We start from the raw sequence: 19,544 nt of genomic DNA on the forward strand, positions 1-19,544 counted from the left end.
TCGTGCGTGTTCCATTGAGCTGGCTCGGGGAGTTCGTCGAACTCGCCCCGGGGACCACCCCCGAAGACGTCCACGCGGCCCTCGTCCGTGTCGGGCTCGAGGAGGAGGACATCCACGTCTTCGAGCTGACCGGCCCCATCGTGGTCGGCGAGGTGCTCGAGTTCGTCGAGGAGCCCCAGTCGAACGGGAAGACCATCCGCTGGTGCCAGGTGCGTGTCGCCGAGGGCGATGACGAGGGTGCCGTGCGCGGCATCGTCTGCGGCGCCGGCAACTTCTTCGTCGGCGACCAGGTCGTCGTCACCCTGCCCGGAGCCGTGCTCCCCGGCCCGTTCCCGATCGCCGCGCGGAAGACCTATGGTCACGTGTCCGACGGCATGATCGCCTCCGCCCGCGAGCTCGGCCTCGGTGAGGACCACGACGGCATCCTGCGGCTCTCGACGATCGGTGTGGAAGCACCCGTCGGTACCGACGCCATCGCGCTGCTCGGTCTGGACGACGCGGCGGTCGAATTGAACGTCACGCCGGACCGCGGCTACGCGTTCTCCATCCGCGGGGTGGCTCGCGAGTACTCGCACGCGACGGGCGCTCCGTTCCGCGATCCGGCGTCCAGTGTGCCCGACGCCTTCACGACCGAACTCGACGGGTTCCCGGTCACCATCGACGACAAGGCTCCGATCCGGGGCCGCGTCGGTTCGACCGTGTTCGTGACGCGCGTGGTGCGCGAGGTCGACCCGAGCCGGCCGACGCCGCCCTGGATGGTCGCCAGGCTGAAGCTCGCGGGCATCCGCTCCGTGTCGCTCGTCGTCGACATCACGAACTACGTCATGCTCGAGCTCGGCCAGCCGATCCACGGCTACGACCTCGACACGCTCACCGGCGGCATCGTCGTCAGACGTGCGCGGACGGGGGAGACCTTCGTCACCCTCGACGGTCAGGAACGGAAGCTGCACGACGAGGACCTCCTGATCACCGACGACTCCGGTCCGATCGGTCTGGCGGGCGTCATGGGCGGCCTCCACACGGAGATCACCGACGCGACCCGGAACGTCCTCATCGAGGCGGCGAACTTCGATCAGGTGTCCATCGCCAGGAGCGCCCGTCGCCACAAGCTGCCGAGCGAGGCGTCCAAGCGCTTCGAACGCGGCGTCGACCCACAGGTCGCGATCGCAGCAGCCGGCCGGGTCGCGCAGTTGCTCGTCGACCTCGCGGGTGGTCGCCCGGATGCGCTCGGATCGACCGTCGCCGACGCTGCCGATCGCGAGGCGATCCTGCTGCCCGACGGGTACATCAACGGACTGGTCGGGGTCGATTTCGGCGCCGACGAGACCCGGTCGGCCCTCGCGGAGATCGGAGCGGTCGTCGCCGCCACCGACGACGGCCTCCTCGTGACTCCGCCCAGCTGGCGCCACGACATCACCGGCAAGGAGGATCTCGCGGAGGAGGTCGCTCGTATCCTCGGTTACGACCGCATCCCGTCCGTGCTCCCGGTCGCCCCTCCGGGCCGCGGGCTCACCCGTTCGCAGCGACTCCGCCGAGGCGTCGCCGACGCGCTCGCCTACGGCGGTGCCACCGAGGTCCTGTCGTACCCGTTCGTCTCAGCCGAGGAGAACGCCCGCTTCGGTACCGCCCAGCCGGGGGAACTCCCGTCGGTGAAGCTCGCGAACCCCCTCGACGCCAAAGCTCCGTATCTCCGGGCGTCCATGGTGCCCGGTCTCCTCACCGTCGCCCACCGCAACGTGTCGCGTGGGCTGACCGACCTGGCGATCTTCGAGCTAGGGGCGGTGTTCCGTCCTGCACGGCACGGCGCGTTCGGTCAGTCGGTGTTGCCGGAGGGGGCAGCCCGACCATCGGACGAGCAGCTCGACGAACTCGAAGCGGGCGTCCCGGCACAGCCGCGTCACCTCGGCTTCCTCGCCGTCGGCAACAGTGTGCCGAAGCAACCGGGGCAGCCGGCGGTCGCCGCGGGGATCGCCGAGGCGCTGGAGGCCGTCCAGGCCGTGGCCGTCGCGACCGGTGTTGAGATCACGGTGTCCCAGGGCGCGCACCAGGCGATGCACCCCGGTCGTGCTGCGGCCCTGCACGTCGGTGACGTGCTGGTCGGATATGCGGGTGAACTGCACCCGCAGGTCGCCGAGGCGGCCAACCTGCCCCGCGTCGTGGCCGTCGCGGAACTCGACCTCGACCGCATCATCGCCCTCGGCGACGCGGTGCCCGAGGCGGTCGGCGTCCGGACGCTACCGGCGGCGACGCAGGATCTGTCACTGCTCGTGCCCGAGACGGTCGCCGCAGGTGCCGTGCTCGAGACCGTGCGGAACGGGGCCGGTTCGCTGCTCGAACAGATCCGCCTCGTCGATGACTACCGGGGCACGGGGGTGCCGGTCGGGAGCAAGAGTCTCACCTTCGCCTTGCGCTTCCGGGCGTCGGATCGCACGCTGACGGCTGCGGAGGCGAGCGACGCGAAGCTCGCCGGAGCGGCGGCGGCCGCGGAGCGCTTCGGCGCGAGCATCCGCGACTGAGTCGGTCCAGGACAGACGAAGCGGCCCCGCGGATCGATGATCTGCGGGGCCGCGTCCGTCGTCGGTGCGCTCAGTCGCGGAAGGTCTCGATCGAGGCGCCGAGGGTGATGAGTCGTTCCTGCAGTTGCTCGTACCCACGGGCAATGATGTCGACGTTCCGCAGGACACTCGTGCCCTTCGCCGCGAGCATGGCCAGCAGGATGACGACGGCGGGTCGGAGTGCCGGCGGGCAGCTCACCTCGGCTCCGGACCAGTGCGTCGGACCGGAGACGTCGATGCGGTGCGGGTCGCGCAAGCGGACGTTCGCGCCGAGGCGCGTGAGGTCGGTGAGGTGGATCGCCCGGCCCTCGTAGACCCAGTCGTGGATGAGGGTGTCGCCCTCGGCGCACGCGGCGATCACGGCGAAGAACGGCAGGTTGTCGATGTTCAGTCCGGGGAACGGCATTGGGTGGATCTTGTCGATCGGTGCGTGCAGCTTCGACGGGTGCACGGTGACGTCCACGAGCCGGGTGCGACCGTTCGCCGCCGGGTACTCGGGGGAACGGGTGTGACGCAGGCCCATTTCCCCGAGCGTCGCGAGTTCGATCTCCATGAACTCGATCGGGACCCGTGTGACGGTGATCTCCGAATCGGTGACGATGCCTGCAGTCAGCAGGCTCATCGCTTCCACCGGGTCCTCGCTCGGCCAGTAGTCCACGTCTTCGTTGATGACGCTGCGGCCCGTGATCCGAAGGGTCGTGCTGCCGATGCCGTCGATGGTGATGCCGAGGAGCTCGAGGTAGAAGCAGAGGTCCTGCACCATGTAGTTCGGGCTGGCGTTGCGGATGGTCGTGACCCCGTCCCGGACGGCTGCGGCCATGATCGCGTTCTCGGTGACCGTGTCGCCGCGTTCGGTCAGCACGACGGTCAGTTCCTCGGGCACATCGGGAGCGACGGTGGCCTGGTACCACCCGGCCGTCGCCTCGATGGAGAGGCCGAAGGGCCGCAGGGCGATGAGGTGGGGTTCGACCGTGCGCGTTCCGAGGTCGCAGCCGCCGGCGTAGGGCAGGGCGAAGGTGTCGTATCGGCCGAGCAACGGGCCGAGGAACATGAGCACGCTGCGGGTGCGTCGTCCGGCGTCCTCGTCGATGCTCGCGAGCGAGAGGTCGTCGGGCACGTGGATCTCCACGTCCTGGCCGTCGGGCGACCACACGACGGAGACGCCAAGACTGCGCAGGACGTCGATGATGCGGTCGACCTCGACGATGCGGGCGATGCCGTGGAGCGTGGTGCGGCCTCGGTTCATGAGCGCCGCGCAGAGCAGGGCGACCGAGGCGTTCTTGCTCGAGCGGACCTCGATGCTCCCGTGGAGTCTGCGTCCGCCCTGGACGCGGAGGTGCGAGTTCTTCTTCTGCTCGCCGAAACTGACGATCTCGCTCTCGAGCGCGGTGCTGATCCGGCTCAGGAGGTCGATGCTGATGTTCTGGCTGCCCTGCTCGATCCGGTTGATCGCGCTCTGGCTCGTGCCGACGCGTTCAGCCAGTTGGGCCTGGGTGAGTTTGCGTCCCTGTCGTGCCCCGCGGATGAGTGCTCCGACCTGCCGGAGCGGCGCAGCGGGATCAGTTCGTTCAGACGTTGCCGTTTCTTCCATGGCGTCATGCTATCTCAGATATGAGATAGCGCACCCCCGTTAGGGCCTTGAGTGCGACCGAATCGGATCGGATACCCGCTCCGTGGTGTCGGGCTGTGCTGCGGCGCTCCGGAACAGGACCGCGTACACCGGCCCTGCGACGAGCCAGATCGCCGTGATGGCGAGCAGCTTGACGATCATGCCCCAGATGACGTCGTCGTTCGCCTCCGCGAACGAGGAGGGCACGGACCACCCCACCATGGCCTGCATCGCGAGGAGTCCGCCGATGGCGATGCTCACGGCGAGCAGCACCCGACGCCATTCGAGCCACGCGGCCCGAACGTACGCGGGCCCGGACTTCGGCTTCGCCTGCGGTGCCGGGCCCCCGGCGAACCGGTGGGCGAACCAGCCGTCGGCCTTCGTGATGAGCGCGTGTCCGAAGGCCACGGTGAATCCCAGGTAGATGGTCGCCAGGAGGTGTGTGAGGTTCGGTTCCTCGCCGCCGGCCAGATCGATCGCGGTGAGGACGAGGAGGACGAGGTCGACGAGCGGCACCCCGATCAGCATGATCGAACTGAGCAGCCGCCGCCGCAGCAGGTAGCGGACCGCCAAGCCGCCGAAGAGGAGGATCCAGAACGCGCCCTCCGCGCCGAGGATGGCCCAGATGAGCGGGCTGGTCCCGAAGAGTTCCGTGAAGCTGTCCATGTCCCGATGCTCCCGCAGCGGCGTGCTGCCCCACATCGACCGAGCTACGGATCCTGCGCCGGCGTCGTCAGCGGAACTGCGTACGGGCGCGTCGTCCCTCCGGCGCTCGCGTCTGCCGCCGGGAACTGGTCTGATGGACGCATGGCTGCGCTTGAAGGACCTCGCTCATGGGTGAGTCGACACCGGGAACCGGTCGTCACCGTCGTCTGCGCCGTCGTCGGGCTCCTGTTCGCGCTGATCGGATTCCAGATCCCCTGGAGTATGGCGGCGACCCCGTCGACGGCGCCGGTGATGCTGGTCTTCCTCGCCGCCGTCCTGGTCGTGCACGTGTTCCGGCGACGCCGCCCGCTGACCATGCTCCTGCTGGGGGCGCTGATCACCCTCGCAGAAGCGCTGTCGACGGGCAGCAGCAGCGTCGGGGTCCTCGTCGTGCTGTCAGACCTCGCCTACGCCGCCGCCCTCTACTCACGGTCGCGCCTCGTCGACATCGCCGCCTTCGTGTGCACGGCGATCGCGGTCGCAGCGGTCAGCGTCTTCGCGGTCTTCTGGTTCACCGACGACGTCGTCGCGGCCGCGCGTCTGGACGGAGGCGTCCTGTTGGGTTCGCTCATCACCGTCCCCGTGATCCTGGCCAGTTCGATCTGGTTCGGCAGGATGGTGCGGTACCCGCGCCTCGAGGCGGAACGTCAACGGGAGCGTGCCGACACGATCGCGCAGGCCGCCACCGCCCTCCGCCAGGACGCCGTCACCCGGGAACGGCTCGAACTCAGCCGCGAACTCCACGACGTCATCGCCGGACACCTGTCGGCGATCGCCATGCAGTCGACCGCGGCGCTGGAACGACGGACGCCTGCCGACGAGGCGACCCTCCGTCACACCGTGGAACTCGTCCGAGCCGGCAGTCTGGAAGCCTTGGCGGACATGCGCACGATGATCGACGTGTTGCGTGGGGACCCCTCCGCAGACGTGCCGGTATCGGCGCCCGACCGTCTCACCGGCGAGCAGATCGCCCGTGCGGTCGACGTCGCCCGCGCCAGCGGTGTCGAGATCGACCTCCGGATGCCGGGGGACGCAGCGCTCGCCGAGGTCCCGGCGCAGACGTCGATCGTCGGACTGCGGACCCTCGTCGAGGGGCTGACGAACGCCGCGAAGCACGCGCCGGGCGCGCGGGTGCGGGTCGAGATCTCGCTGCCGCCGGGCGCACTCTCGGTCGTGCTCAGCAATCCGCTGCCGTCGTCGCCGGTCGCATCGGCCCTCGTCGGTTCCGGCGGCGTCGGCCTCGTCGGCCTGGCGGAGCGGGCGCGGCTGGTGGGAGGGGACCTCACCGCGGGCCCTCACGGTGCCGAGTGGCGGATGTCGGTGACGGTGCCGACCGGGATGCTTCGAACGCCGCCGGCCCGGGTCACCGCGGGGGTGACGACATGACGATCTCCGTCCTGATCGCGGACGACCACGCGGCCGTCAGGGCCGGGTTGGGTGCCCTGCTCGCCGAGCCGGACGACATCCTGGTGGTCGCCGAGGCGGTGGACGGGGAGTCCGTCGTCACCCAGGCCACCCGCTACCGGCCGGACGTCGTCCTCCTCGACGTGCAGATGCCGCGGGCCTCCGGCATCGACGCGATCCCGGCCATCTTCGCCGCGGTCGACCCGCCGCCGGCGATCATCGTGCTCACGACCTTCGCGATCGACCGCTACGTCGACGACGCGCTCGCCGCCGGGGCGAACGCCTTCCTCGTCAAGACGGTCTCGGCCGCCGGCCTCGTCGATGCCATCCGTCGTGTCCATGCGGGGGAGGCGGTCCTCGCTCCGGAGGTGACGCGCCGGGTACTCGACCGTCTGGCGGCATCGAGCCCTCCCGTCGTCACCGGTCCGGTCACCGTCCACCCGGGACTGGCCGCCCTCACACCGCGGGAGCGGGAGGTGCTCGCGCAGCTCCGAGCGGGACTGAGCAACGCGGGGATCGCCGCCGCACTGAGCCTGTCGGAGGCGACGGCGCGCACACACGTGTCGCGGATCCTCGTGAAGCTGGATGCCCGGTCCCGGGTCCAGGCGGCGCTCATCGCGGAGCGCGCGGCGGCCGGTCCGGATTCGTCCGCATCCTCGTCGCCGTAGTACGCTCTCGGCATGGCACGTTTCCAGGCACAGGGTTCTTCGCGGGCGATCACGCTCCGCGCCCTCCGCCGTCGCGTGTCCACGCGCTCCACCGCAGAGCGACGCTAGGCGACCCCGATGCCCGCACGGTCCACGAGACGGTGCAGTCGTCCAGGAGTCGCCGCCTCCGCCACCCGAGCGTCCACTCAATAAGGTAGAGCCATGTCCTTCTCTGTCGCCGTCGCCGGCGCATCCGGTTACGCAGGAGGCGAGCTGCTTCGGCTGCTCGCCGACCATCCCGACTTCGAGGTCACGACGGTGACCGCGCACGCGAACGCCGGTCAACCACTCATCGACCACCAGCCACACCTCCGATCGCTCCGGCATCTGGTCCTCGAGGCGACGACGCCCGAGGTCCTGGCCGGGCACGACGTCGTCTTCCTGGCCCTGCCGCACGGCAAGTCGGGGGAGGTCACCGCCTCGCTCCCGCCCGAGACGCTGGTCGTCGACTGCGGAGCCGACCACCGGCTCGTCGATGAGGGCGACTGGGACGCGTTCTACGGCGGCGACTACTTCGGTGCCTGGGCGTACGGCGTGCCCGAACTGCAGACCACCACCGGCCGGGGCCGCGACGCACTCGTCGGCGCCAAGCGGATCGCCGCCCCCGGGTGCAACGCGAGCACGGTCGCCCTGTCCCTCGCGCCGGGCATCGCCGCCGGCGTCATCGAGCCGCTCGACCTCGTGTCCGTGCTCGCGGTCGGCCCGTCCGGCGCCGGCAAGAGCCTGAAGCTCAACCTGCTGGCGAGCGAGGTGCTCGGCTCTGCGAACCCGTACGCGATCGGCGGGACCCACCGCCACATCCCCGAGATCACGCAGAGCCTGAGAGCCGCGGGAGCGGACGTGGCGACCATCTCCTTCACCCCGGTCATCGTGCCGATGTCGCGGGGCATCCTGGCGACCTCGACGGCGCGGATCGTCCCGGGCACCACGGCCGCGCAGGTGCGCGCCGCGTGGGAGTCGGCCTACGAGGGCGAACCCTTCGTGCAGGTCCTGCCGGAGGGGGCCTTCCCGCGGACGGCGGACGTGCTCGGTGCGAACACCGCGCTCATCGGGCTGGCGGTCGACGAGGCCGTCGGACGCGTGGTCGTCGTGACCGCCGTCGACAACCTGGTGAAGGGGACCGCCGGAGCGGCGATCCAATCGGCGAACCTCGCACTCGGACTCCCCGAGTCGACCGGCCTCAGTGTGAACGGAGTGGCACCGTGAGTGTGACAGCAGCAGCAGGATTCGTGGCGGCGGGGGTCGCTTGCGGCCTCAAGACCTCGGGCGGGCTCGACCTCGCCATCGTCCAGAACGTCGGACCGCTGCAGCATGCGGCGACGGTGTTCACGAGCAACCGGTGCAAAGCGAACCCCGTCCTCTGGAGCGAGCAGGTCATGGAGGACGGCATCGTCTCGGCCATCGTCCTGAACTCCGGTGGCGCGAACTGCTACACGGGCTCGCGCGGGTTCCAGACCACGCATGCGACGGCGGAGTCGGTCGCGGAGCGCCTCGAGGTCTCCGCGGGCGACGTCCTCGTCTGCTCCACGGGACTGATCGGCGAGCAGCTCGACCTCGACAAGCTGACCGCCGGCGTCTGGGATGCGACCCGGGCGATCACGATGGAGGGTGGCGCCGGTGAGGCGGCCGGCCTCGATGCCGCGACCGCGATCATGACGACCGACACGAAGCCGAAGCAGGCGACGCATCGATCGGCCGACGGGTGGACCATCGGCGGGATGGCCAAGGGCGCCGGCATGCTCGCGCCAGGGCTCGCCACCATGCTCGTCGTCATCACGACCGACGCGGTCCTCGAGCCGGCGGAACTCGACCGCGCCCTCCGGAGCGCGACGCGGGTCACCTTCGACCGTCTCGACTCCGACGGCTGCATGTCCACCAACGACACCGTCTCATTGCTCGCCTCCGGGGCGAGCGGAGCGACCCCGGACCTGCCCGACTTCATCGCGGCACTCACCGAGGTCTGCCGCGATCTCACCCTGCAGCTGCAGGCCGACGCCGAGGGCGCGGCCCACGACGTCGCCATCGAGGTCATCGGGGCGTCCTCAGAGGACGACGCCGTCGAGGTCGCTCGTGCCGTCTCACGGAGCAACCTGTTCAAGGCCGCCGTCTTCGGCAACGATCCGAACTGGGGTCGCGTGCTCGCGGCCGTCGGGACCACGGGCGCCGCATTCGACCCCTACGGGATCGACGTGGCGATGAACGGTGTCCAGGTGTGTACGGCGGGAGAGCCCGATCAGCCGCGTGAACTCGTCGACCTCGCTCCCCGTGCCGTGCACGTCCTCATCGACCTCCACGCCGGCGAGGCGGGCGCGACCATCTGGACGAACGACCTCACGCACGACTACGTGCACGAGAACAGCGCGTACGCGAGTTGACGATGACGGAGTACCGAGACAACTCGCCCGAGGAGGCTGCCATCAAGGCGGCCACCCTCATCGAATCCCTGCCCTGGCTGAAGGCCTTCCGCGACCAGACGATCGTCGTGAAGTTCGGCGGCAACGCCATGGTGAGCGACGAACTCGCCCAGGCCTTCGCCGAGGACATGGTCTACCTGCGCTATGCGGGGCTCAAGCCCGTCGTCGTCCACGGTGGAGGACCCCAGATCTCCGCCATGCTGGAACGCCTCGACATCCACAGCGAGTTCCGCGGCGGATACCGGGTCACCACGCCGGAGGCCATGGACGTCGTCCGGATGGTGCTCACCGGCCAGGTCAACCCTGAGCTCGTCGGCCGTATCAACGAGCACGGTCCACTCGCGGCCGGCCTCTCCGGTGAGGACGCCGGCCTGTTCGGCGGACGCCGTCGTTCCGTCGTCGTCGACGGGGAGCCCGTCGACATCGGCCTCGTCGGCGACGTCGTGACCGTCGAACCCTCGTCCGTGCAGGCCTACCTGGACGCGGGCAACATCCCGGTGGTGTCCTCGATCGCTCCAGACCTCGACCACCCCGGACAGACGCTCAACGTCAACGCGGACGCCGCCGCCGCTGCGCTCGCCGTGTCACTCGGCGCGGCGAAGCTCGTCATCCTGACCGATGTGGCCGGTCTGTACAGCGACTGGCCCGACCGTGACTCGCTCGTCTCGCGGATCACGACCACGGAGCTGCGGCAGATGCTTCCGAGCCTCGAATCCGGCATGATCCCCAAGATGACCGCCTGCCTCGACGCCGTCGACGGTGGCGTCGCGAAGGCGGCCATCATCGACGGCCGCGTGCCGCACTCCATCCTGCTCGAGGTGTTCACCCAGAACGGCTCCGGCACCGAGGTCGTCCCGGAGGACTCATGAGCGACTGGAAGTCCCGCGTCGAACGGGACATGATGCGTACGTTCAACACGCCGATCGCGATGTTGACCCGAGGCGAGGGCTGTCACGTCTGGGATGCCGAGGGCAACCGCTACCTCGACTTCCTCGCCGGGATCGCGGTCAACGCGCTCGGACACGCGCACCCGGCCTTCGTCGGCGCCGTCACCCGGCAGGCGAGCACGCTCGCGCACGTCTCGAACTACTTCTCGACTCCGCCGCAACTCGAGCTCGCCGCCCGGTTGAAGCGGCTGGCGGGTGCCGACGACGGCGGTCGGGTGTACTTCGCGAACTCGGGTGCCGAGGCGAACGAGGCGGCGTTCAAGCTCGCGCGCCTGAATGTCGGCGACGGTTCCCGGACTCGGGTGCTGACCCTGGAGAACTCCTTCCACGGGCGTACCTTCGGCGCGCTCGCGTTGACGGGCAAGCCCGCCCTGCAGGAGGCGTTCCACCCGCTTCCCGGGGGAGTCGAACACATCCCGACGACGATCGAGGCGCTGGAAGCGGAACTCGATGATCGGGTGGCCGCGCTGATCGTCGAGCCGATCAAGGGCGAGGCCGGCGTCGTCGACCTCCCGGACGGTTACCTCGCCCGAGCCCGCGCGCTCACCGAGGCGCACGGGGTGCTGCTGATCATCGACGAGATCCAGACCGGCGCCGGCCGCACGGGGGAGTGGTTCGCCTTCCAGCGCGCCGGCATCATCCCGGATGCGATCACCGTCGCGAAGGGCATCGGTGGTGGTATGCCGATCGGCGCGCTGGTGACCTTCGGTGCGGCGTCCGAGCTGTTCGGACCCGGCCAACACGGCAGCACCTTCGGCGGCAACCCGCTCGCCACGGCGACGGCCAACGCGGTGCTCGAGGAGATCGAGCGTGCCGGTCTCGTCGAGAACGCGGCCGTCCGCGGCGAGCAGCTCCGGGCGGTGATCACGGCCATCGGATCACCCCTGATCGAGGAGGTCCGCGGACACGGCCTCCTCATCGGCATCGGCCTCAGCGCACCCGTGGCGGCGGAGCTGTCCGCCGCGGCGTTCGAGCGAGGCCTCATCATCAACGCACCGAACGCGACGAGCATCCGCATCGCACCCCCGCTGATCATCGGCGACGCCGAGATCGACGAGTTCACCACGCGTTTCCGCGCCGCGCTCGACGCCGTCCAGGCCTGACCGGCCACCGACCCTCACGAACAGGACTCTCAGTCATGACCCGTCACTTCCTCCGCGACGACGACCTCAGCCCGGCCGAGCAGGCCCAGATCCTCGATCTCGCCACCGAGCTCAAGCGGGACCGCTGGTCCCGTCAGCCGTTGGCCGGCCCGCAGACCGTCGCGGTCATCTTCGACAAGTCCTCCACGCGCACGCGGGTGTCCTTCGCCGTCGGCATCGCCGACCTGGGTGGGTCCCCGCTCATCATCTCGACGGCGAACAGCCAGCTCGGCGGCAAGGAGACGGCGGCGGACACCGCTCGGGTGCTGGAACGCCAGGTCGCGGCGATCGTCTGGCGCACCTACGCGCAGTCCGGCTTGGAGGAGATCTCCGCTGGAACGACCGTGCCCGTGGTCAATGCCCTGTCCGACGACTTCCACCCGTGCCAGCTGCTCGCCGACCTCCTCACCATCCGTGAGCACAAAGGCGGTCTGGCGGGGCTGACGATGTCGTTCTTCGGAGACGGCGCGAGCAACATGGCGCACTCCTACCTGCTCGCCGGCGCGACCGCCGGCATGCACGTGCGGGTCGCGGCGCCCGCGGAGTTCGCTCCGTCGCCGGATGTCGTCGCGGACGCGGAACGCATCGCCGAGACGACGGGCGGGTCGATCCTCGTGACGACCGACCCGGACGAGGCCGCAGCGGGCGCCGACGTCATGATCACCGACACCTGGGTGTCGATGGGCAAAGAGGACGAGAAGGCACAGCGTGTGGCGATCTTCGGCGGCTACCGGGTCGACCGGAGACTCATGGGGCTGGCCGCCGCCGACGCCGTGTTCATGCACTGTCTGCCGGCCGATCGCGGCTTCGAGGTCGAGGCCGAGGTGATCGACGGCGAGCAGAGCATCATCTGGGACGAGGCGGAGAACCGCCTCCACGCGCAGAAGGCCCTGCTCGTCTGGCTGCTGGAACAGCAGCACACCGGTTCCGCGGCCTGACCCACCACCGCTTCAGCCACATCGACCCGTCCGGAGCGCTTCGGACGCGAGCAGTACAGGAGGCCCATCGTGGCAGAACAGCAGAACCGTGCAGGCGAATCGGGAGCCCTCTGGGGAGGACGGTTCGCGAGCGGACCGTCGCCGGAGCTCGCGAGGTTGAGCAAGTCGACGCAGTTCGATTGGGTCCTCGCCGCCTACGACATCGCCGGCTCCCGCGCCCACGCGAAGGCACTGGCCGCGGCGGGCTACCTGGACGACGCCGAACTCCGCGACATGCTCGCCGCGCTCGACCGACTGGACGCGGATGTCGCCGAGGGCGTCTTCGTCGCCGCGGAGAGTGACGAGGACGTGCACTCCGCGCTGGAACGTGGCCTCGTCGAGCGGGCGGGGAAGGAACTCGGCGGGAAGCTGCGCGCCGGCCGCAGCCGCAACGACCAGATCGCCACGCTCGTCCGGCTCTACCTGATCGATCACGGCCGGGCGATCGCCCGCGAGGTCGTCCACCTGATCGATGCGATCGTCTCCCAGGCGGAGGCACACCCCGATGCGGCGATGCCCGGCCGGACACACCTGCAGCACGCCCAGCCGGTGCTGCTCGCGCACCAGTTGCTCGCGCACGCCTGGCCGCTGACCAGGGACCTGGAACGGCTCCGTGACTGGCTGGCCCGAGCGAGTGCGTCACCCTACGGATCCGGAGCACTCGCCGGGAGTTCGCTCGGCCTCGACCCCGTGCTCGTCGCTCGGGAGCTGGGCCTCGACCGCCCCACCGAGAACTCGATCGACGCGACGGCGAGTCGCGACGTCGTCGCCGAGTTCGCGTTCATCACCTCGCTGATCGGGATCAACCTGTCGCGGTTCGCCGAAGAGATCATCGTGTGGAACACCCGCGAGTTCGGCTTCGTGACCCTCGACGACGCCTATTCGACCGGCTCGAGCATCATGCCGCAGAAGAAGAACCCCGACATCGCCGAACTCGCCCGAGGGAAGTCCGGCCGCCTGATCGGCAATCTGACGGGGCTGCTGGCGACGCTCAAGGCACTGCCGCTCGCGTACAACCGCGACCTGCAGGAGGACAAGGAGCCGGTCTTCGACTCCGTGAACCAGTTGGAGGTCCTGCTCCCGGCGTTCACCGGGATGGTCGCGACACTGCGGTTCGACACGGCGCGTCTGCGCGAGCTCGCGCCTGAGGGCTTCTCGCTCGCGACGGACGTGGCCGAGTGGCTGGTGAAGCAGGGGGTCGCCTTCCGGGACGCGCACGAGATCAGCGGGTCCCTCGTCAAGTACTGCGAGGAGCGGGGCTTGGCCCTGCACGAACCCGACGACGCCGCGCTCGCCGGCGTGTCCGAGCACCTCACCCCTGAGGTCCGGAGCGTCCTGACGGTGGACGGCTCGATCGGCAGCCGACTCGGTGCTGGTGGCACGGCGCCGGAACGGGTGCAGGACCAGCTCGTCACGCTCGTCGGCCGGGTCGGCGCGTTGTCGCAGGCCCTCACACTGTAGGTGGCGCCGGGTCTCATGACGGCGGCCGGTGCGTTGCACGCGTTGACCTCGGCGTCGGCCTTGGAGGTCGCGCCGGCGCTGCTCGGCGCGGTGCTGTCCCACACGACGCCGGAGGGCACCGTGTCGGTCAGGCTGACCGAGGTCGAGGCCTATCTCGGCGTCGGTGAGGATCCCGGCTCGCACGCCCATCGCGGACCCACACCTCGGACGGGTCCGATGTTCGGTGCGCCCGGCCACCTGTACGCGTACTTCAGCTACGGCATGCACGTGTGCATCAACGTGGTGTGCTCGCCGGTCGGAACCGCGTCGGCGGTGCTGCTGCGAGCCGGAGAGGTCGTCGGAGGCGAGGAGCTCGCCCGACGGCGTCGAGGCGAGCGCGTGTCCGCCCGTGATCTCGCCCGAGGGCCGGCACGGCTGACGGTCGCCCTCGGCGTGACGCTCGCCCAGTCCGGCGACGACCTCGCCGCTCCGCCGTTCGACCTCGCCTTGCCGCAGCGGGTGTCGGACCCGGTGAGCGGGCCGAGGACCGGTGTCAGCGGGGTCGGCGGTGGAGCGGCGTATCCGTGGCGGTTCGTCCTTCCCGGGGAGGCGACCGTCTCGCCCTATCGTCGGTCGCCCCGGGCCGCCGACTGACGAGCGGCTCAGCCCCGAGCGATGACGAGGATCGACGCCACGCCTGCCGCCCAGAGGAGGCTGGCCAGCGAGCCGATGATGAACCGTTCGCGTGCCTCGGCCGAGTCCAGTTCGCTGAAACGGCCGACGCCCTTGACCGCAACGATGACGGCGATCGCCTCCGGATAGCCGGAGAACAGGGCGGCCACGAGGGCGAGCCGTTCGAGGACGCCGATGGCCATCCCGCCGCGGAGGACTTCGATCGGACGGCCGACGACCTGCGACTCGCCCGTGTGCCGTTCGCCCACGAGGATGCCGCCATGGACACCGGGTGCCACGGTGCCCTTCGTCGCGAGCGAGAGCACCAACGACGCGACCGGCCCGCCGCCCGCGACCGCCACGGCGAGGACGAAGGTGCCGAGGAGCAGGAGGGCCGGGCCGCTCGGCGGGGTGGCGGGGACGAGGGCCGTCGCGAGCGCGCCGGTCGCCATCAGGACGGCGAGGGCGACCATGAGCCGGTTCGCCAGCCGCGCGGCGAGCAGCCGCCCGAGCAGGAGGAAGAGCAGGGCGCTCCCGAGGAGGCCGACGATGGTCGGCCAGGTGAGCGGGGTGAGCACGAAGAGGTTCATCGCTCGTCCTTTCGATCGACGGAATGGGAGGTGTCCGAGTGCTGGTCGAGCTCGACCAGGAGTCGGACGAGCGCGGTGGTCGCCGCGGCTTCGGCCCGGATGCCGGCCGCGGCCACTCGGCGGCTCACGGAACTCTCGGTGATCCCGAGCCGTTCCGCCGCCTCCGTCTGCGTCGCACCCGAGGCGAGGAGGTCGGCCACCTCCCAGCCGCCGGCGGTGCGGCGGTCCCGGAGGTGCAACAGGAGGACGATGAGTGCTTCGAGGTCGGCGCCTCGTTCCCGGTCGGCGGCGTCCAGCGCGAATCGGAAGGGCGCGCGCTTGGCGCGGGTGACGGCGTCCCTCGCGGCATAGAAGGCCTGCCCGGTGGCCGCGCGGGTCGACTCGGGAAGCGGTCGGCGGACGTCTCCTTGACCGACGCCCACGCTCCATCCCCGGTCACGCAGCAGGTCGAGGGCGATCGTGAGCGCCAGCTCGGCGTCCTCGGTGGCGAGCTGGAACTCGTCGCCCGCCGTCCGTTCCGCGGGGAGGAGGAGACGGTCCCGGAACCGCTCGTTGACGGCGTCGATGACGGTTCCGGCGCGGTCCGGGCCGGTCCGGCTGGCGATCTGGTCGACGGTGAGGACGAACACGGCATTCCTCCCGTCAGTCGGTTCACGCTCACCGTAGACCCTCCATGCAGGAATTTCAACAACTCGCACGACTGAGAGAAAATACCGCAAGTCGACGAGCGGGTCCTGGCACGGCGCCGCCTTCGATCGATCGGGCGGTCGATCCGGCGCTGATAGCCTTGCACGCGTGTCGAACCTCGCTCTCCCTGAACAGCGCAACGATCCAGCCTTCGAGGACATCTGGGACGAACTCGTGTGGCGCGGGCTCGTCCACGTGTCGACCGACCAGCAGGAGCTGAAGGCCCTGCTCGCGGGAGACCCCATCACCTACTACTGCGGGTTCGACCCCACCGCGGCGAGCCTGCACCTCGGCAACCTCGTCCAGCTCCTCGTCATGCGTCGCCTCCAGCTGGCCGGTCACCGGCCGCTCGGACTCGTCGGCGGGTCGACGGGGCTCATCGGCGATCCTCGGCCCACCGCCGAACGCACCTTGAACACCCCCGACACGGTCGCCGAATGGGTGCAGTCGTTGCGCGCCCAGATCGAACGCTTCCTGAGTTTCGAGGGCGACAACGCCGCTCGTATGGTCAACAACCTCGACTGGACGGCGCCGTTGTCCGCGATCGACTTCCTGCGCGAGATCGGGAAGCACTACCGCGTCGGCACGATGATCAAGAAGGATGCGGTGAGTGCGCGGCTCAACTCCGAGGCGGGCATCAGCTACACCGAGTTCAGCTACCAGATCCTCCAGGGCATGGACTACCTCGAGCTCTACCGCGAGTACGGGTGCGTGCTGCAGACCGGCGGAAGCGACCAGTGGGGCAACCTCACGAGCGGCACCGACCTCATCCACCGGGTTGAGCGGGCGAACGTCCACGCGATCGGGACCCCGCTCATCACGAACTCCGACGGCACGAAGTTCGGCAAGAGCGAGGGCAACGCGGTCTGGCTCGACCCGAGCATGACGAGTCCGTACGCGTTCTACCAGTTCTGGGTGAACACCGACGACGCGGACGTCGTCGCGCGCTTGAAGGTCTTCACCTTCCTCGACCGATCCGAGATCGAGCGATTGGCGGCCGCGACCGAGGCCGAACCGTTCAGGCGTGAGGCGCAGAAGACGCTCGCCTACGCCGTCACCGCGCTCGTCCACGGGACGACGGCCACGGACGCCGCCATCGCCGCGTCCGCCGCGCTGTTCGGGCAGGGCGAGCTCGAGGCACTGGACGTGGACACACTCCGCTCCGCCGTCGCAGAGCTCCCGAACCGCGCCACCGGCGAGGACACCCTGGTCATCCAGGCACTGGTCGACACGGAACTCTGCTCGAGCCTCGGCGAGGCCAGGCGCGCGGTCACCCAGGGGGGCGTCTCGGTGAACAACCGGAAGATCGACGATGTCGACGCCACGCTTGCGGGTCGGTTCCTCCCCGGTGGGGTGGCCGTGATCCGGCGCGGTAAGCGGACGCTCGCCGGGGTCTTCCTGGACGACGCGTCCGCCTGATCCGCCGACCACGGCGTCGCGATCGTCGTCGAATCTGAGAGGGATGCTCCGAGTGCAGCTCTGCGAGGCGTGCGGGACAGAGATCGTCGATCGTCGCGACGGCGTGTGCCCGAGCTGTGGGAGCATGCTGCCCGTGCGATCGGAAGAGCTCTCGGCGAGCGGGGCCGACACGGACGCTGAGACGGCGGGCGATCTCGGGACGCAGGCCGACACCGAAACCGAGATCGCGCCGACGTCCGGGACGGCGTCGACGGACGAGCCGACGCCGTCGACCGGTGCGGTCGACCAGGACGGGACCGCCGTTGTCACTCCCGGCGGGGTGCCCTCCCCGGAGACGGACCCGTCTGAGGCACCCGCACCCGCACCCGCGACCTCGGCGCCGCCCACGTCCCCGGAGGTCTCGTCCTCAGCTGCCGAGCTGCCTGCGGCGACGGCGCGGGACACACTCCCTCTGACCGCGACGGGGGAGACGGTGGAGGCGGGCACCACCGGCCCCCGCGCCGTCTGGCATCCCGACTCGTTGCCCGCTTCGGCCAAACGGGTCCCCTCGCGGCGTCGATGGTTCCTGCTCGGTGGGATCGCCGCAGCCGTGGTCGCCGCGATCGTGGTCGTCGTGCTCATCGTGGTCGCGTCCGTCCCGCACCGCGTCGAAGGGCTGGCGTTACTGCGCGACCTCCCGACGAAGCCGACCGTCGGGACCTGGGATCTCGCCCACCCGCTCGACGACGAGGTGCCCGCGGGGGACGAGCTGTACGTGAACGGGTACACGGCGAGTCCGAGCACGGCGCTCCTGGTGTGGTCGACCGACCGGCCGCTGGATCAGACGAGCCTCGACGACGCCCCCGGTGAGACGGTGATCTCCCTCGTGAACACCGCCAACGGGCACACGCTCTGGGACCGCCGTGTCACCGAGCTCTCCCCGGAGTTCGACCGGTTCGACGCCCCGGTGGTCGTCTCGCCTCCCGATGCTGCCGCCATCGTGCTCAACCAGGGCGACCTGATGGTCGCGGTGAGTCGCCGCGACGGACACGTGGTCTCCACGTCGCAGGAGCATTCGAGTGTCGAGGGGATCGGCTTCGCGGACTTCGCCGCACCGGCCGCCTTCGTCCCGGGGCTCGAGGGGGACCTGCTGATCTCGTCGACCACCATGGACGGCAGAGGAACGGTCGGTCGGTACCGGTCGACGGATCTGACCGAGCCGATCTGGGAGATCGAGGGCGACGCCGGCGAGCGGGCGACCACCGCCGGCGACAAGCTCTTCTACGACGGAGCGGTCTACTCGCTCACCGACGGTTCGCCGATCGCCTGGGAGGGTGACGACTCCTGGTACTACCAGCAGGTCGGTGGTGATCTCGTCGCGATCGACTACTCCGGCAACGACACGACCATCCGTGGGGTCGACGACCGCACCGGCGCCGAACGATGGAAGGCGGCCGGGGCGTTGCCGGTGGTCCTCGATGCGACCGGTCTCCTGGTCGTGGCCGACCAGTCGGGGGAGCGGGTGCGTCGTCTCGACCCCGGATCCGGCGAGGTCGAATGGCGCAGTGGACTCACGAGCACGTGGGACGGCGCGTACACCGTCGGCGACACGATCATGCTCAGCGACGGTGACGGCGGGTACACCGGCGTCGATGCCGGCAACGGGGAGGTGCGCTACGAGGAACAGGACGCTGAGGGCAGCCTCGTCGGATACGGCGAGCGGACGCTCCTCCTCACGTTGGACGGCGGGCTCGTCGGGATCGATGCGACCACGGGTGATCGGAGCTGGTCGGTGGCGTCCGCCGGCGACGAGTACACGTTCACCGCCCTGGGTGGGAGCCCGCTGGCCGTCGCTTCGGTCACCGCTGCCGGTTCGGACACCCCTGCGGTGATGGGCATCGGAGACGATGGCGAGCGGTGATCCCCATGGATTCGGGCGACACGCCCGGGATGCAATGGCGATTTGCCACGACCTGGCGGTCTGCGTAAAGTAATCACTCGTCACCCCAAAGGTGCGGGAAGCGGAAGAGCTTCCCGGCCTCAAGTGGGACCGACACCCAGCCAAAAGCTGAGCGTCTCGTCGTGAGCAAGACTCACACTTGAGATTGTCTCGCTTCAAGACTAGGTTGGAACTTCCCAGATCTCGGGTCATCGAGACGGTGAGGATCCGGTGGGCTTCGGCTCAACGAGATCGACTCTCGCTCGACTTGACAACAACCGAAGAAGTGGTAAGTTAGAGAAGTTGCCCTGCAGGGCGGTCGTGATGGCCAAAGGCAGGAGCATCCGATCCTTGAGAA

At 69.8% G+C, this 19,544-nt stretch carries 16 protein-coding genes; 12 read left to right on the top strand and 4 right to left on the bottom strand.

Annotated elements, in window-relative coordinates:
- Positions 1 to 2 precede the first annotated feature (2 nt).
- Positions 3 to 2,516 carry a phenylalanine--tRNA ligase subunit beta gene (pheT, locus tag ASE44_RS16735; RefSeq protein ID WP_056781940.1) on the top strand — a complete coding sequence of 838 codons (2,514 nt, stop codon included), beginning with the start codon at positions 3 to 5 and terminating at the stop codon, positions 2,514 to 2,516.
- Between the two features lie 70 nt (positions 2,517 to 2,586).
- Here pheT and ASE44_RS16740 read toward each other — a convergent pair whose 3' ends face one another.
- The gene (locus ASE44_RS16740) at positions 2,587 to 4,146 is read right to left on the bottom strand and encodes a UDP-N-acetylglucosamine 1-carboxyvinyltransferase (RefSeq protein WP_056781942.1); all 1,560 of its coding nucleotides are present in this window, start codon (positions 4,144 to 4,146) and stop codon (positions 2,587 to 2,589) included.
- A 39-nt stretch (positions 4,147 to 4,185) separates the two neighbouring features.
- Positions 4,186 to 4,830 (bottom strand): hypothetical protein, encoded by a 645-nt coding sequence (locus ASE44_RS16745; RefSeq protein WP_200921139.1) that lies wholly within the window; start codon positions 4,828 to 4,830, stop codon positions 4,186 to 4,188.
- A gap of 171 nt (positions 4,831 to 5,001) precedes the next feature.
- Here ASE44_RS16745 and ASE44_RS16750 point away from each other — a divergent pair, with 171 nt between their 5' ends.
- From ASE44_RS16750 to ASE44_RS16790, 9 genes are all read left to right on the top strand, one after another.
- Positions 5,002 to 6,255, top strand: coding sequence for a sensor histidine kinase (locus tag ASE44_RS16750; protein ID WP_056012041.1), 1,254 nt, complete (start codon positions 5,002 to 5,004; stop codon positions 6,253 to 6,255).
- Positions 6,252 to 6,941: a response regulator transcription factor gene (locus ASE44_RS16755; RefSeq protein WP_056782047.1), complete on the top strand. Its 690-nt coding sequence runs from the start codon at positions 6,252 to 6,254 to the stop codon at positions 6,939 to 6,941. The genes ASE44_RS16750 and ASE44_RS16755 overlap by 4 nt, the downstream gene beginning before the upstream one ends.
- A 201-nt stretch (positions 6,942 to 7,142) precedes the next feature.
- Entirely contained in the window at positions 7,143 to 8,186 is a 1,044-nt protein-coding gene (argC, locus tag ASE44_RS16760; RefSeq protein ID WP_056012038.1) for an N-acetyl-gamma-glutamyl-phosphate reductase, read from the top strand.
- Positions 8,183 to 9,355 (top strand): bifunctional glutamate N-acetyltransferase/amino-acid acetyltransferase ArgJ, encoded by a 1,173-nt coding sequence (gene argJ / locus ASE44_RS16765; RefSeq protein ID WP_056781944.1) that lies wholly within the window; start codon positions 8,183 to 8,185, stop codon positions 9,353 to 9,355. The genes argC and argJ overlap by 4 nt, the downstream gene beginning before the upstream one ends.
- Before the next feature lie 2 nt (positions 9,356 to 9,357).
- Positions 9,358 to 10,263 carry an acetylglutamate kinase gene (gene argB / locus ASE44_RS16770; RefSeq protein WP_056012032.1) on the top strand — a complete coding sequence of 302 codons (906 nt, stop codon included), beginning with the start codon at positions 9,358 to 9,360 and terminating at the stop codon, positions 10,261 to 10,263.
- Positions 10,260 to 11,444, top strand: coding sequence for an acetylornithine transaminase (locus ASE44_RS16775; protein WP_056781946.1), 1,185 nt, complete (start codon positions 10,260 to 10,262; stop codon positions 11,442 to 11,444). The genes argB and ASE44_RS16775 overlap by 4 nt, the downstream gene beginning before the upstream one ends.
- Before the next feature lie 35 nt (positions 11,445 to 11,479).
- Complete coding sequence (gene argF, locus ASE44_RS16780; protein ID WP_056781948.1) at positions 11,480 to 12,421, top strand: ornithine carbamoyltransferase; 942 nt, start codon at positions 11,480 to 11,482, stop codon at positions 12,419 to 12,421.
- 69 nt (positions 12,422 to 12,490) lie between these two features.
- A complete protein-coding gene (argH, locus tag ASE44_RS16785; RefSeq protein ID WP_056781949.1) occupies positions 12,491 to 13,921 on the top strand; it encodes an argininosuccinate lyase in 1,431 nt (476 codons plus the stop codon).
- Positions 13,922 to 13,936: 15 nt separating this feature from the next.
- A complete protein-coding gene (locus tag ASE44_RS16790) occupies positions 13,937 to 14,554 on the top strand; it encodes a DNA-3-methyladenine glycosylase (RefSeq protein WP_056012021.1) in 618 nt (205 codons plus the stop codon).
- Between the two features lie 8 nt (positions 14,555 to 14,562).
- On the opposite strand, the gene ASE44_RS16795 is transcribed toward ASE44_RS16790, so the two are convergent.
- Complete coding sequence (locus ASE44_RS16795) at positions 14,563 to 15,162, bottom strand: hypothetical protein (protein WP_056781951.1); 600 nt, start codon at positions 15,160 to 15,162, stop codon at positions 14,563 to 14,565.
- Positions 15,159 to 15,791 carry a hypothetical protein gene (locus ASE44_RS16800; RefSeq protein ID WP_056781953.1) on the bottom strand — a complete coding sequence of 211 codons (633 nt, stop codon included), beginning with the start codon at positions 15,789 to 15,791 and terminating at the stop codon, positions 15,159 to 15,161. Before ASE44_RS16800 ends, ASE44_RS16795 begins: the two co-directional genes overlap by 4 nt.
- Positions 15,792 to 15,957: 166 nt before the next feature.
- Between ASE44_RS16800 and tyrS the strand changes: the two genes are divergently transcribed.
- Entirely contained in the window at positions 15,958 to 17,268 is a 1,311-nt protein-coding gene (gene tyrS, locus ASE44_RS16805) for a tyrosine--tRNA ligase (RefSeq protein ID WP_056012013.1), read from the top strand.
- 133 nt (positions 17,269 to 17,401) lie between these two features.
- Positions 17,402 to 19,168 (top strand): PQQ-binding-like beta-propeller repeat protein, encoded by a 1,767-nt coding sequence (locus ASE44_RS16810; RefSeq protein ID WP_157580032.1) that lies wholly within the window; start codon positions 17,402 to 17,404, stop codon positions 19,166 to 19,168.
- Positions 19,169 to 19,544: the final 376 nt, after the last annotated feature.

The organism is Plantibacter sp. Leaf1, from assembly GCF_001421315.1.
In the GTDB taxonomy this organism is placed as follows: domain Bacteria; phylum Actinomycetota; class Actinomycetes; order Actinomycetales; family Microbacteriaceae; genus Plantibacter.